Below are 13188 nucleotides of genomic sequence, written 5' to 3' on the forward strand. Positions count from 1 at the left end.
CGGTCGCCCCGTCGCTTCCTCACGAACGCCCCCCCGTGGCCTTCGCCTTCTCCGCGTCCCACCACCAGACGGTGGGGAACAGCGCGCCGCGCGGCGGCAGGTTGTCGGGCCGCGCGAAGCGGTTCCAGCGGGCGGTGCGGTCTTCGAGGCTGGTGAACTGCGGCACGACGTAGTTGTGCGCCAGCAGCACGCGGTCGAGCGCCTTGGTGGCGGCGGTCAGCTCTTCGCGGTCCTTGGCGAAGATGATCTTGTCGATCAGCGCGTCGATCCCGGCGTCCTTGATGCCGACGAAGTTCTGCGAACCCGGCCGGTCGGCGGCCGCGGAACCCCATTGGTCGCGCTGCTCGTTGCCGGGCGACAGGGACTGGCCCCAGCCGACCGTCACCATGTCGAAGTCGAAAGCGCGGATGCGGTTGATGTACTGGCTGTCGTCGAGCAGCCTCTGGCGCACCTCCACGCCCAGGCGCTCCAGCGCCGGCGCGTAGAAGCTCAGGATCCGCTCCTGGCTTGGGTCGCGGTAGATGAACTCGACCGTCATGCGCTCGCCGGTCGCGGCGTTCACGAGCTTGCGGTCCTTCACCTCCCAGCCGGCCTCGCGCAGCAGGCGCAGCGCCTCGCGCAGGTTGGCGCGGGTTGCGTCCGCAGATCCGCCGACGGGATTGGCGTAGGGCGCGGTGAAGACCTTCGGCGGGACTTTGTCCTTCACGCTCTCAAGGATCTCGCGCTCCTTGCCCTCGGGCAAGCCCTTCGAAGCCAGCTCCGTGCCGTAAAAGTAGCTGTCGATCCGGACGTATTGCCCGAACATGATGGTCTTGTTGATCTCTTCGAAGTCGAAGGCGAGGTTGAAGGCCCGGCGCACCCGCGGATCCTTGAACTTGTCGCGCCGCAGGTTGAAGGCGTAGCCCTGCATCCGCCCGGACTGGCTGTCCTTGAAGGTCTCGAGGGTCACGCGCTTCTCGGCCACGGCGGGGAACTGGTAGGCCGTCGCCCAGTTCTTGGCGCTGTTCTCCTCGCGCCAGTCGTACTGGTCGCCCTTGAACGCCTCCACGAGCACGGTGGAATCGCGGAAATAATCGAACCGCAGCTCGTCGAAGTTGTTCACGCCCTTGCGGACGTTGAGATCCTTCGCCCAGTAGGTGGCGACGCGCTCGTACGAGATCCAGCGGCCCGGCGCGAAGTCCTTCACGCGGTACGGCCCGGAGCCGACCGGTTTTTCGAGCGTGCCGTCCTCGATGTTCCGCTTCCGGCCCTGGGCGTCGGTCCCTTCCCACCAGGCCTTCGGCAGCACCTGCAACTGGCCCATGATCTGCGGCAGCTCGCGGTTGCCGGGGCCGGAGAAGGTGAAGGTGACCTCGCGCTCGCCGGTCTTTTCGCCCTTCGTCACGTCCTGATAGTAGAAGCCCATCATCGGGTTGACGCGCTTCAGCGTCTCGAACGACCAGATCACGTCCTCGGCAGTGACGGGCGAGCCGTCGTGGAACTTCGCCTCGGGGCGCAGCCGGAAGGTGACGGACGACCAGTCCGCGGGATGCCGCACGCTCTCGGCGATCAGCCCATACTCCGTTGCCGGCTCGTCCAGCGCATCGGTCATCAACGTGTCGTAGAGCAGCGCCGCGCCGGCCGCCGGATTTCCCTTGCGGATGAACGGGTTGAGGCTGTCGAACGTCCCCTGCGTCGCAAGCCGCGCGGCGCCGCCTTTGGGCGCGTCGGGGTTGACGTAATCGAAATGCGGAAAGCCCGCCGGGTACTTCACGTCGCCGAACAGCGAGAGCCCGTGCTTCCAGACGTCCGCCGCGGGCGCCGCCGGGGTCATCGGCGCTGCAGGCTCCTGGGCGTGGGCTGCGGAACCGAGCGCGAGGCTCGCGACGAGAACGGCGGCGGACAGGCGGAACGTCATCGGCGGGCGTGGTCCTCTGCAACGCGTCTGGGCGCGGGCGCCCACGGATTATGTCGCGAGAGGAGGCGGCTTAAAGGCGAGCGTCAAGGCCGCGCGCGATCATGACGCCGTGACGGCCGCTCGGCCGACATGGAAAGGCCGGGCGCGAGGCCCGGCCTTTCCATGAGGCGTCAGCCTCGGAGCGTCACTTCGGCTGTTCGGCCGGAGGGGTCGCGCCCGGCTGTCCCGGCGCAGCGCCCTCCTGCGGCGCCGGAGCGGCTTCGGCCGGAGCCGCGGGCTTGGCGTCGCCCCCGCCCGCGGCGCCGAGATCGACCGGCGCGTCGGAGTTCTTGTTGAGGTAGGCGATCAGAGCCGCGCGCTCCTCGGGGCTCTTGATGCCAGCGAAGGCCATCGAGGTGCCGGGGACGTAGGCCTTGGGGCTCTCGAGCCAGTGGCCGAGGTTGTCGACGTCCCACACCTTGTCCGACGTCGCCTTCATCGCGGCGGAGTAGCCGAAGCCCTCCATGTGCGCGTGCTTCAGCCCGACGATGCCGTAGAGGTTCGGGCCGGCCTTGGCCGGGCCGCCCTTGTCGAAGGAGTGACAGGCGCCGCACTTCTTCGCGACCGCCTCGCCCTTCTTCACGTCGGCCGCCGCGACCAGCGCCTTGAAGTCGCCGCCGCCTGCCGCCGGAGCGGCCGCTCCCTTGTCGCCGCCCGCGGCCGCGGGCTTTGCGCCTTCCGCCGGCGCCGCCGGGAGCGGCTGCGGGCTGTCGGAGTTCTTGTTGAGATAGGCGAGCAGGTTCGCCCGCTCCTCGGGATTCTTGATGCCGGCGAAGGCCATCGAGGTGCCGGAGATGTAGCCCTTCGGGTTCTCGATCCAGTGGTCGAGGTTCGCGAAGTCCCAGGTCTTGTCGGTCGTGGCCTTCATCGCCGCGGAGTAGCCGAAGCCCTCCATGTGCGCATGCTTCAGCCCGACGACGCCGTAGAGGTTCGGACCGGCCTTGGCCGCGCCGCCCTTCTCGAACGAGTGGCAGGCGCCGCACTTCTTCGCGACGGCCTCGCCCTTGGCCGGATCGGCCTTGGCGAGCCTGGCCTCGATCGGAGCCGCGGCCGCAGCCCCGCCGCCCGCCTCGCCGCCGCCGGACTCGTCCAGCGCGGCCACTTCGTAGCCCGGCTTCTCGGGTTCGTGCTGGCCAAAGACAAGGCCCGCCACCGCGTTGAGCGTCAGCGTCACGGTCAAGGCGCCAAGCACGGCGCCGGCGATCTTGTTCAGCTCGAACGAGTCCATCTTTCCTCCGCGATCGGCGGCGGCTTCGCTCCGCGCCGTTTTTTGGCCATTTCCAGAAACTTGCGTCAACGCGCGGAGAAACCACGCCGTTCAGCATGTCGGGGCGGGAGGACGCTACCCGCTTTTGCGGAACCGCTGCAACTCGGCTATCACGCCGCCGCCATCATTATTCGCGGCCCGCGAGGGCCTTTAGCGGCCATTCCGCCGTCCGAGCGCCGAACATTTCCCGATGCCGACCCTTCGAAACCATCCGCGCCCGCTGGTCCTCGTCCCGGCCCGCCTCGCCGCCACCCGCCTGCCCAACAAGCCGCTTGCGGACATCCACGGCGAGCCCATGATTCTCCACGTGTGGCGACGCGCGGTGGAGGCTGGCGTCGGCCCCGTCGTGGTGGCCACCGACTCCGAGGAGGTGCGCGACGTGATCGTCGCCGCGGGCGGCCAGGCGGCGATGACCAGGGCCGATCACGCCTCCGGTTCGGACCGCATCCACGAGGCCTTGGGGGTGGTCGATCCGGACCGGGATTTCGACGTAATCGTGAACGTGCAGGGCGACCTGCCGACGCTCGACCCCGCCGTCGTGCGCGCCAGCCTGCTGCCGCTGCAGGATCCCGAGGTCGACATCGCGACCCTCGTCGCCGAGATCGTGCGCGACGAGGAAAAGACCGCGCCGAGCGTGGTGAAGATGGTGGGCGCCGAGATCGCGCCCGGCCGCTTCCGCTGCCTCTACTTCACCCGCGCCACCGCGCCGACCGGTCCCGGGCCGCTCTACCACCACATCGGCCTCTACGCGTACCGCCGGGCGGCGCTCGAACGCTTCGTGAAGCTGCCCCCGTCGCCGCTGGAGACGCGGGAGAAGCTGGAGCAGCTCCGGGCGCTGGAGGCCGGCATGCGCATCGACGCGGTCAAGGTCGACACCGTGCCGCTCGGCGTCGACACGCCGGAGGATCTCGAGCGCGCCCGCACGCTGCTGATCCACGCCGCGGAGGGCGTTCCGTCGTGACCCCCAATCCCGTCATCGCCCGCGAGGGCCGCATCGCCTACCAGGGCGAGCCCGGCGCGAACTCGCACATGGCGGCGGCCGAGGCCTATCCCGAGATGGACGCCCTCCCCTGCCGCACCTTCGAGGACGCGCTCGCCGCGATCGCTTCGGGCGAGGCGGCGCTCGGCATGATCCCGATCGAGAACTCCGCAAACGGGCGGGTGACCGACATCCATCACCTGATGCCGAACGCCGGCCTGCACATCGTCGGCGAGTTCTTCATGCCGATCCACCACCAGCTGGTGGGTGTGCGCGGGGCGACGCTCGGCACGCTGAAAAGCGTCCAGAGCCACGTCCAGGCGCTCGGGCAGTGCCGGAAGCTGATTCGCTCGCTCAAGCTCGAAGCGATCGTCGGGGCGGACACGGCGGGCTCCGCCCGCGAGATCGCCGAGGCCGGCGACCCGACCCGGGCGGCGCTCTCCTCGCGGCTCGCGGCCGAGATCTACGACCTCGACGTGCTGGCCGAGGACGTGGAGGACGAAGCCAACAACACGACGCGCTTCGTCGTGCTCGCGCCGGAGGCGCAGCCCGCGCCGCGCGGCGGCGACCTCACCGTGACGACCTTTGTCTTCCGGGTGCGCAACATTCCGGCCGCGCTTTACAAGGCGCTCGGGGGCTTCGCCACCAACGGCGTCAACATGACGAAGCTCGAGAGCTACCAACTCGACGGCGCCTTCACGGCGACCCAGTTTTACGCCGACGTCGAGGGCCACCCCGACGATCCGGCGCTCGCCCGGGCGCTGGAGGAGCTCGCCTTCTTCTCGACCGAGCTAAAGATCCTCGGCGTCTACCCCGCGCACGAGTTCCGGGTCGCCAAGCGCGCCGCGGAGTAGCCTGGTCGGGCTTTTCTCCGGCGCGACGCCCTAGGGCGCGCTCAGCCGCAACGCGTTGAGGAAGCGGGGATCATAACCGCCCTGCCCGTCGTCGACGCCGTAGGGGCCGCGGCTCGGCACCCAGAGCGTCCATCCCCAGCCCCGGGTCTCGACCACGCGGGTCACGGCCTCGAGCCAGGCGGCGCGCGACGCGACGTCGTCGGCGAGGCCGTCCGCCTTCGAGGCGCCGAACTCCGTCAGCACGATGCGCTCGGGCGGAATGTTGCGGCCGCGGCGCCAGCGCTCCAGCGCGTCGAACTGCATGCGCACCTTCGTCGCGTCCCACTTCTCGACGAAGTAGTAGCGGATCGCCGCCTGGGCCTCGAGGATCAGCGCGGGTCGGCCGAGGCCGCGTTCGACCGCGCGGGCGAGCACGACGTCGAGCCGGTCGGGAGCGGCCGGGAACGGGAGGCCGGCGATCAGCGGCATGATCGGCAGCGTCCAGGTGCTGCCCTGGTGCGTGAACAGGAACGGCTCGTAGAAATGCACGCTGACGAGAGTCTTGGGGTCCGCCAGCAGCGCGTCGCCGACGCCGCCCAGTCCCTCGATCTTGGACCAGCACCCGCCGGTGACGAACAGCAGCAGGTCGGGGGCTTCCGTCCGGATCCGCGCGACAAGACGCTCCTGGTAGGCGGTCCAGTCGAGCTTGCCTTCGGCCACGCAGGCCTGCTGCGGCTCGTTCATGGCTTCGAGCGCGATCCGCCCCCGTCGGTTCTTGAGGATCCGGGCGACGCGACCGACGACCTCTGTGTAGCGCTTGAACCGCGGACCTTCGAGCCCGTCGAGCTGGTCCTCCGGGATCTGGCCGTTGAGGCCCGGCGCGGTCAGCGTGACGATGACGCCGAGCTTCTCCCGGCGGAAACGATCGATGAGAGCGAGGAAGGGGTCGCGGAAGGTCGCCCAGCGGGCCGAGCCGGGATCGTCGAGAAACGGACCGAGGTCGATCGTGAGCCGGACGTGGTCGAAGCCCGTCGCCGCGAAGGTGGAGGTTCGGTAGGCGTTCGCGCCGCCGTCGGGGTCTGGGTAGGGCTCTGCGGCGTAAGCCCCGTCGACCACCCGCGGGAACAGGTAGATGTCGGGCAGCCCGGCTCCCTTGCCGAACAGGGGCTCGGCCTGCGCCGGAACCAGCGCCAGCGCAAAGAGGGCGACGACGAGGGCGAGGACGCGGATCACCATGGCGGCGCCGGGAGATCCCGTCCCTCGAGCAGTTCCATGTACTGGGCGCTCATGCGCTCCCGGGCGTAGCGCCGGGAGACTTCGTCGGCGAAGGCGGCGCGGCGCTCGGTCGAGGCCGGCGTCGCGAGCGCCTGCGCCAGCGCTCGCCGCCAGGCGTCGACGTCCTGCGGCGGCGCGAAGGCGACCGGGGCGTCGGGCTCCTTGGAGGCCAGGACCTCGCGCAGCACCGGAATGTCGGAGGCGACGATCGGCGCGCCCGACATCGCCGCCTCGACGCCCGCGAGCCCGAAGGTCTCCCAGACCGAGGGGAAGGCGAAGAGGTCGGCCGCAGCGTAGAGATCGGCCACGTCCGCCGCCGCGACGCCGCCGAGGAGCCGCACGCGGTCCGCGACCCCGTGGCGTTCGGCGAGCGCGATCAGCATCTCGCCGTCGCCGCCGTGGCCGGCGATCGCAAGGGTCGCGTCCGGAACCGCCGGCAGCGCTTCGATCAGCACCGATTGGTTTTTCTGCGCGGCCATCCGTCCGACGTTCAGAATGAGGGGCGCGCCTACGGGCAGGCCGAAGCGCCGGCGCGTCTCCTTGCGGTCGGATGCGGCGCGCGGCGCGTCGAGCCCGTGCTCGATCAGCCGCATGTCCGTCCGGTACCCCGCGGGGTAGCTCTTGAACTCGTGCAGAGTGAACGCTGTGTTCGCCACGTTAACCGAATAGCGGCCCGCCGTCCCGACCAACCGGTCCGCCAGCCGCACCAGGGCCTGGGTCTCGCTGGGCGTGCAGGTCTGGTGCACGATCTTGAGCTTCCGGCCGAACAGCCCCGTGAGAATGCACGCCGTCGCCTGATAGGCCAAGATGGCGTCGTGGTCGTCGCGGGCGAGCCGCCGCGCCATCGCGATCGCGGCCTTGACCTTTTCGGCCTTGCCGAAGTCCGGCCGGTCGAACAGCAGCACGGTGTCGACCGTGACGCCCCGCCGGCCGAGATCCTCCGCGATCATGTCGGCCAGCGTCTTCACGCCGCCGAGCTCGTTGGTGTGGAGGATCTGCAGGACTTTCATGCGGCGGGACCTCGTGGCGGGCGGCGGACCGTCGAACCTTCCCCTAACGTTCGCACGTTAAGGTCGCCCTGCCGCGACGGCCAGAAAGGCGTTTCGTGAAGGATTCGAACCTCGTCCTCTATTTCGGCTCGCGCGTCGTCTCCGCCGCCGGCAACCTCGTGTCCGTCGCGCTGTTCACCCGGCTCGTCAGCCCCGCGGAGTACGGGGCCTATGTGCTGACCTTCGCCTGGGCGATCATCGTCTACGGCTTCGCGACCCAATGGATGAAGTTCGCCTATTTCGGCGTCTACCGCGCCGCCCAGGCGGAGACCATCGTGGCGTCCTACGCCCGGCTCCTGGGCGCGGCCACCCTTGTCGTGGCGCTCGGTCTCGGCCTTGCAGCGGCCTTCGGCGCGATGACGCCGGGCTTCGCCGCGGCGCTGTTCGGCCTGTTCTTCGGCATGACCGTCTACGAGGCGCTGGTCGAAGTCGCCCGCACGCGGCTCGCGGCGCGGGCCGTCGCTCTGTCCATGATCTTCCGCGCGGTGTTCTCGCTCGTGCTCGGCTGCGTCGCGCTGACGCTCGAGCCGACCGCGATTTCGCTTTCGATCGCGATCGCGGTCGCGCATCTGATCGCCGCCGTGCCGAGCGCGCTCGCGGTCAAGCATTTCGTGGGGGCGCCCGCCAGCCGGGACGCCGCCGCGACTCTGGTGCGCTACGGCTGGCCGCTCATCCTCTCGTTCGGCGTGATGGCCGTCGGCCAGACCGTCGACCGGCTGATGATCTCCTATTTCGCCGGCGACGCGACGCTTGGCCCCTACGGCGTCATCGCCGACCTGATGCGGCAGAGCTTCATGGTGGTCGGCGAATCCATCGCGCTCGCGCTCATCACCGTCGGCAAGCAGCTCGCCGACGAAGGCCACGAGGCCGAGTCGGACGCGGTCATGCGCCGCGCCTTCCAGGCCTGCCTCGCCGCCGCGACCTTCGGGGCCGCCTTCTTCGTGGTCTTCGGCCACGACCTCGCGCGCCTCGCCCTCGGCGAGCCCTTCGCCCAGCGCGGCTACGAGATCATCCCCTACTTCGCCGTCGCCTTCTGCTTCATGACGCTGAAGAATTTCTACTTCTCGCAGGTCATCTTCTTCGCGAAGGCGGCGCTGCTCGAGTTCATCATCGCGGCCGTCTTCGTCGCGACCTCGGCAGCGATCGCCCTCGCGCTCGTCCCGCCGCAGGGCGCGATCGGCGGCGCGATCGCCCTGATGATCGCGCATGGGGTGGCGACGCTCGCCGCGGCGCTCCTCGGTCGCCGCCTGCGGAAGCTGCCCGTGGACATGACGGCGCTCGCCGTGATGCCCGCGGCGGCGCTGGGCGTGACGCTGGCGGCCTTTGCGATCGACGGCTGGAGCCTGCACCCGGCCGCGGCGCTCGCCGCGAAAACGGCGCTGTTCGTCGCCGTCGTCGGCGCGATCGCCCTGCGGTTCGACCTGTTCAGCCTCGCCCGCGGGCGAGCCGCGCGCGGATCACCCGCATGACGAACAGCGGGTTGCCCAGCACGTAGCGCCGGAACAGCCGGCGCGGCTCGAGCATCAGCCGCCACAGCCACTCGAAGCGGTACTTCCGGACGAACGTCGGCGCGCGCCGCTTGCCGTGGGACATGAAGTCGAACAGCGCCCCGGCGCAGATCGCCGCCTTGCAGCCCATCGCCTCGAGATGGGCCGCGGTCCAGATTTCCTGCCGCGGCGCGCCCATGCAGACGATGACGAAATCGGCTCCGGACGCGCGGATCTCGGCCGCCACCTCATCGCCCCGCTCGTCCGGAAAGTAACCGCCGCGGGCGCCGACGTAGTCGTGCCTCGGAGCGATCTTGCGGAACGCGATCTGCGCGAGCTCCGCGACCGCGGGACGCGCGCCCAGCAGGAACACCTTCAGCCGGTGCTCCGTCTCCGCCAGAAACCGCGGCGTCATGTCGGTTCCGTTGAGGTTGTCGGGAAACGGTTCGCCGTGAATCCATTTCGCCGCCAGGTCGACGCCGACGCCGTCGTTCAGCAGCAGGCTGCGCTCCAGCGCGGCCGTCAGGTCCGGATTCCGCGACGCAATGTTCGAGATGTGCGCGTTGAGGTAGCAGATCAGCGCCGGCTCCGGAGCGGCGACGGCGCGATCCATAGCCGCGACCGCTTCGGCCCGGGTCGCGGCCAGCACTTTCAGCCCCAAAATATCGATTTTTTTTGCCATACGGAGCGTGCGGTGCGGAAACGGCGGGCGGGTGTCTGTAGAGTGTCATCGTCGCTGGCTTGCAGCCGACCGTCACTCCAAAAGGCGTCGAATCGACATGTTTCTAGGGACCGACGACCAGAGCGTATACCGCAATCGTTTTCGTATGAAGCGGTTCGGCCAGCTTGTAGTGATAATCGATGAGATAATAAAGCAAAAAGGTCACTGCGATATTATCGATGTCGGCGGTCGATTTGATCATTGGAACGCTTTGTCGGATATTTGGGGAGGAAGATCTCTTCATGTGACGCTGGTGAACCTCGAAGCGGAAAACGTGACGGACCCGCATTTCACCAGCCTTGCCGGCGACGCTTGCAACCTGAAGGACCACGCGGACAACAGCTTCGACCTCGCCTACTCGAATTCGGTGATCGAGCACGTCGGGCAATGGTCGAACCAGAAGCGCATGGCGGCCGAGACGCGGCGTGTGGCGCCGCGGCATTTTATCCAGACGCCGAACTACTGGTTCCCGCTGGAGCCGCATTTCCGCACGCCGTTCATCCACTGGCTTCCGCGGCCGTGGCGCGCCCTGATCGTGCAGGCCAAGGCCTGCGGGTTCTATCCGAAGGCCGCGAACGTCGACGAGGCCAACGCCATCCTGCAGGACGCGATCCTGCTGAACGCGCCGTCGATGGCCTCGCTGTTCCCCGACTCGACCATCGTGAAGGAACGGGTCGCGGGTCTGACGAAGTCGCTGATCGCCGTGCGCTGAGGCGTCACGCCCCGAACCAACGGCGCGCGACCGCTTTCGCGCGGTCCGCCGCCGCAAGGCCGAGGCGCCACGCCGCGGTCGCATGCAGCCAGGCGAGCGCGCGGTCGCGGACGTCGGCGACGAAGACGTAGCCCGTCGCGAACCACGGGATCGTCATCAGCTTCGGCTTGCCGAGGTGAAGGACGCGCTCGGAGGTGAGGATGCTGAGCAGGTGGCAGACCGCCAGCGCCGCGCCGCCCTCCCAAGGGTGGCCGACCGCCATCCAGTAGAGCGACAGCGCCTTCAGCGGCTCGATCAGCAGGAACGGCACCGCCAGCAGCGCCAGCACGACGTAGGGCGGCGCGTCCGCGATCGCCCACCCCAGGCGCTGGAGAAACGCGAGTTCGCCGAGCCCGCGGAGGATCGGGCGCACCAGCGGCCCGAGCAGTCGGTCGAGCGCGCGGTACGTCAGGACCGCGGCCGCGACCGGCGCCGACACCACAGCGCGCATCCAGGACCGTGGGGACGCCACGATCAGCCCCGGTAGGCCACGAGGATCGCGCCCGCGCCGATCAGCCCGACGCCGAGCCAGTTCGCGCCCGACAGCCGCTCGCCCAGGAAGGCCACGCCGAACACCGCGACGAGAACGACGCTGAGCTTGTCGATCGGCGCCACCCGGGCGGCGTCGCCGAGCTGGAGGGCGCGGAAGTAGCAGATCCACGACGCGCCGGTCGCGAGCCCAGACAGCGCGAGAAAGACATAGGTCCGGCCGCTGACGGCCGCTGGATCCTGCCATTGCCGGGTCGCGGTGAGGATCCCGGCCAGAGCCAGCAGGATGACGATCGTCCGCACGAAGGTCGCAAAATCGGAGCTGACGTTCGCCACCCCGATCTTGGCGAAGACGGCGGTGAGCGCGGCGAACACGGCCGAAAGCAGGGCCCAGATCTGCCAGGACGCGAGCAGGCTCTTCATGACGCGACGCCCTCGGGATCGGCGAGCAGCGCCAGGAAGGCGCGCTCGGCCTGCGTCTCATACCGCTCGACGCGGCGAAGCGCGAAGAACGAGCGCCCGGGAAGCGGATAAGGCACGGCGACGAGCGCGCCGGACGCCAGCGACGGCGCGGCGACCAACGTCGACAGCACGGTCGCGCCGGCGCCGGCCTCCACCGCCGCGCGGCAGGCCTCGTTGGAGGGAAGCTCGAGCGCGATCTCGCGGTCGCCAAGCGAAAGCCCCGCCGAGGCCAGCGCCTGTTCGAGGATCGCCCGCGTGCCGGAGCCGGGTTCGCGCAGCACCCAGCGCGCGGCGGCGAGATCGGCGCGGCCGACGCGCCTTCCGTCGGTCCAGGGGTGCGCGCGGCCGACCACCAGCGCGAGGTCGTCCTTGGCCACGGGCGCGACCGACAGCGTCGGGTCGTCCACCGCCCCCTCCACCACGCCGAGGTCGGCGGCGCCGTCGCGCACCAGCGCGGCGATCGTCTCGGTGTTGCCGATGGCGAGCGTGAGCGCGACGCCGGGATAGGCGGTCCGGAAGCGCTGCATCAGCGCCGGCAGCCAGTAGCTCGCCACCGTCTGGCTCGCCCCCAGCGCGAGCCGGCCGCGCTTGAGGCCCGCGAGATCGGCCAGCACGGTCTCCGCCGCCGCGGCGCGGGCGAGCACGGCGCGCGCCTCCGCCAGGAACAGGCGGCCGGCCTCCGTGAGCGCGATGCGCCGGCCGACGCGGTCGAACAGCTTGGCCCCGTACCGCGTCTCGAGCGCCGACACCGCCGCGCTCGCCGCCGACTGGGTGAGGTGGATGGCTTCCGCGGCCTTCGTGACGTGCTCGCGTTCGGCGACGGCGACGAAGATCCGAAGCTGCTCCAGCGTCATGCGGGTCCGGGGGTTCAGGTCGTCAGCTTGACCAGCGCCAGGCTGAAGCTCGCGATGAAGAGGAACGACGCCAGCCCCAAAAGCAAGGGCCGCAGTCCCTTCTCGCGCAGTTTGACGAGGTCGGTCTCGAGCCCCATAGCGGCGAGCGCGACCGCGAGCAGCGCCGGCGTCGCCTCGATCGCGAAGGCCTTGGGGCCGGCGGGAAGCGTGAAGAGGCTGTTGAGCGCGACCAGCGCGACGAAGCCGAGCACGAACCACGGGAACGGCGCGCGCGCCGCGCTGTCGCCGCTCCGCGCCATGTAGACCCCGAGCGCCGCCACGACGGGCGCCAGCATCATCACGCGGGCGAGCTTCGCCACCACCCCGAACTCGCCGGCGTCCGGCCCCTGCTGGAAGGCGGCGGCGACGACCTGGGCGATCTCATGGATCGAGGCGCCGGACCACAGCCCATAGGCATGGGCGTCGAGGCCGAACGGGCTCGCGAGATGAGGATAGGCGAACATGGCGATCGAGCCGAACACCGTCACGCAGGCCACGGCGTAGGCGACGTCCTCGTCGCGTCCGCGCACGGCCGTGTTGGCCGCCAGCACGGCGGACGCCCCGCAGATCGAGGTCCCCGCGGCGATCAGCTGCGCGAGCCGGGCGTCGACGCCGAGCATCCGGCCGAGCGCGACCGTCGCCAGAAAGGTCGCGCCGAGCGAGGCCGCGATGATCGCGACGCCGCCGGCGCCGACCTCCGCCACCTGGCCGACGGTCAGCTGCAGGCCGAGCAGCACGATCGCGACCCGCAGCACGCGGCGCATCGCGAAGACGACCCCGGGCCGGAGGTTGGGCAGCGGCCCCAGGGCGACGCGGACGACGACCCCGAGGCCGAGCGCGAGGATCATCGGGCTGAACGATCCAAGCCCCGGCGCCAGCCGCGCGCCATAGGCTGCGGCGGCGACGAGCGCCGCGAGCGCCAGGCCCGGCGCCAGCGTGGCGCACATCGCGCGACCTTGTGGAACGGCGAGACTGACCTCGGTCAAAGCGATCTCCTGCGCGGACGCAGGACGATCGCATTCCGCTTTCAATCAATCCAACGCATT

Annotated in this window: 13 protein-coding genes; 4 read left to right on the top strand and 9 right to left on the bottom strand. The window is 70.0% G+C overall.

From position 1 onward, the window contains the following. Positions 1–19: 19 nt before the first annotated feature. Together K244_RS0115250 and K244_RS23210 are read right to left on the bottom strand one after the other, a co-directional pair. Positions 20–1897 (bottom strand): extracellular solute-binding protein, encoded by a 1878-nt coding sequence (locus K244_RS0115250; RefSeq protein WP_020187145.1) that lies wholly within the window; start codon positions 1895–1897, stop codon positions 20–22. 184 nt (positions 1898–2081) lie between these two features. Beyond that, positions 2082–3164, bottom strand: a complete 1083-nt coding sequence (locus K244_RS23210) for a cytochrome c family protein (protein ID WP_020187146.1) — start codon at positions 3162–3164, stop codon at positions 2082–2084. 229 nt (positions 3165–3393) lie between these two features. On the opposite strand from K244_RS23210, the gene K244_RS0115260 reads away from it, so the two are divergent. Together K244_RS0115260 and K244_RS0115265 are read left to right on the top strand one after the other, a co-directional pair. Next, positions 3394–4164: a 3-deoxy-manno-octulosonate cytidylyltransferase gene (locus K244_RS0115260; protein WP_020187147.1), complete on the top strand. Its 771-nt coding sequence runs from the start codon at positions 3394–3396 to the stop codon at positions 4162–4164. Continuing rightward, the gene (locus K244_RS0115265) at positions 4161–5036 is read left to right on the top strand and encodes a prephenate dehydratase (RefSeq protein WP_020187148.1); all 876 of its coding nucleotides are present in this window, start codon (positions 4161–4163) and stop codon (positions 5034–5036) included. The genes K244_RS0115260 and K244_RS0115265 overlap by 4 nt, the downstream gene beginning before the upstream one ends. 30 nt (positions 5037–5066) lie before the next feature. Here the strand turns inward: K244_RS0115265 and K244_RS22790 are convergent, their stop codons facing one another. Continuing rightward, positions 5067–6251 carry a cellulase family glycosylhydrolase gene (locus K244_RS22790; protein ID WP_020187149.1) on the bottom strand — a complete coding sequence of 395 codons (1185 nt, stop codon included), beginning with the start codon at positions 6249–6251 and terminating at the stop codon, positions 5067–5069. Beyond that, positions 6245–7300 carry a glycosyltransferase family 4 protein gene (locus tag K244_RS0115275; RefSeq protein WP_020187150.1) on the bottom strand — a complete coding sequence of 352 codons (1056 nt, stop codon included), beginning with the start codon at positions 7298–7300 and terminating at the stop codon, positions 6245–6247. The genes K244_RS22790 and K244_RS0115275 overlap by 7 nt, the downstream gene beginning before the upstream one ends. Before the next feature lie 95 nt (positions 7301–7395). Between K244_RS0115275 and K244_RS0115280 the strand changes: the two genes are divergently transcribed. Beyond that, complete coding sequence (locus tag K244_RS0115280) at positions 7396–8808, top strand: hypothetical protein (protein WP_020187151.1); 1413 nt, start codon at positions 7396–7398, stop codon at positions 8806–8808. Here K244_RS0115280 and K244_RS0115285 read toward each other — a convergent pair. Then, positions 8765–9439 (bottom strand): WecB/TagA/CpsF family glycosyltransferase, encoded by a 675-nt coding sequence (locus tag K244_RS0115285; RefSeq protein WP_051460026.1) that lies wholly within the window; start codon positions 9437–9439, stop codon positions 8765–8767. The two genes, K244_RS0115280 and K244_RS0115285, sit on opposite strands and share 44 nt — an antisense overlap. A 352-nt stretch (positions 9440–9791) precedes the next feature. Here K244_RS0115285 and K244_RS22100 point away from each other — a divergent pair, with 352 nt between their 5' ends. Then, positions 9792–10259, top strand: coding sequence for a class I SAM-dependent methyltransferase (locus tag K244_RS22100; protein ID WP_020187154.1), 468 nt, complete (start codon positions 9792–9794; stop codon positions 10257–10259). Positions 10260–10263: 4 nt separating this feature from the next. Here the strand turns inward: K244_RS22100 and K244_RS0115300 are convergent, their stop codons facing one another. Genes K244_RS0115300 through K244_RS0115315 form a run of 4 tightly spaced genes read right to left on the bottom strand, consistent with a single transcriptional unit; the run spans position 10264 to position 13089 of the window. After that, positions 10264–10749, bottom strand: a complete 486-nt coding sequence (locus K244_RS0115300; protein ID WP_036305816.1) for a hypothetical protein — start codon at positions 10747–10749, stop codon at positions 10264–10266. Between the two features lie 23 nt (positions 10750–10772). Next, on the bottom strand, positions 10773–11210 hold the full coding sequence (locus tag K244_RS0115305) for an EamA family transporter (protein WP_020187156.1): 438 nt from the start codon (positions 11208–11210) through the stop codon (positions 10773–10775). Continuing rightward, complete coding sequence (locus K244_RS0115310) at positions 11207–12103, bottom strand: LysR family transcriptional regulator (protein ID WP_020187157.1); 897 nt, start codon at positions 12101–12103, stop codon at positions 11207–11209. The genes K244_RS0115305 and K244_RS0115310 overlap by 4 nt, the downstream gene beginning before the upstream one ends. Positions 12104–12117: 14 nt before the next feature. Next, positions 12118–13089 (bottom strand): YeiH family protein, encoded by a 972-nt coding sequence (locus K244_RS0115315; RefSeq protein ID WP_020187158.1) that lies wholly within the window; start codon positions 13087–13089, stop codon positions 12118–12120. Between the last annotated feature and the right edge of the window lie 99 nt (positions 13090–13188).

The sequence above is a fragment of the Methylopila sp. 73B genome (assembly GCF_000526315.1).
Lineage (GTDB): Bacteria > Pseudomonadota > Alphaproteobacteria > Rhizobiales > Methylopilaceae > Methylopila.

Coding starts and splice junctions, on each gene's coding strand:
- K244_RS0115250 (WP_020187145.1), bottom strand. CDS start 1,897: ATGACGTTCCGCCTGTCCGCCGCCGTTCTCGTCGCGAGCCTCGCGCTC.
- K244_RS23210 (WP_020187146.1), bottom strand. CDS start 3,164: ATGGACTCGTTCGAGCTGAACAAGATCGCCGGCGCCGTGCTTGGCGCC.
- K244_RS0115260 (WP_020187147.1), top strand. CDS start 3,394: ATGCCGACCCTTCGAAACCATCCGCGCCCGCTGGTCCTCGTCCCGGCC.
- K244_RS22790 (WP_020187149.1), bottom strand. CDS start 6,251: ATGGTGATCCGCGTCCTCGCCCTCGTCGTCGCCCTCTTTGCGCTGGCG.
- K244_RS0115275 (WP_020187150.1), bottom strand. CDS start 7,300: ATGAAAGTCCTGCAGATCCTCCACACCAACGAGCTCGGCGGCGTGAAG.
- K244_RS0115285 (WP_051460026.1), bottom strand. CDS start 9,439: ATGGATCGCGCCGTCGCCGCTCCGGAGCCGGCGCTGATCTGCTACCTC.
- K244_RS0115300 (WP_036305816.1), bottom strand. CDS start 10,749: ATGCGCGCTGTGGTGTCGGCGCCGGTCGCGGCCGCGGTCCTGACGTAC.
- K244_RS0115305 (WP_020187156.1), bottom strand. CDS start 11,210: ATGAAGAGCCTGCTCGCGTCCTGGCAGATCTGGGCCCTGCTTTCGGCC.
- K244_RS0115310 (WP_020187157.1), bottom strand. CDS start 12,103: ATGACGCTGGAGCAGCTTCGGATCTTCGTCGCCGTCGCCGAACGCGAG.
- K244_RS0115315 (WP_020187158.1), bottom strand. CDS start 13,089: ATGTGCGCCACGCTGGCGCCGGGCCTGGCGCTCGCGGCGCTCGTCGCC.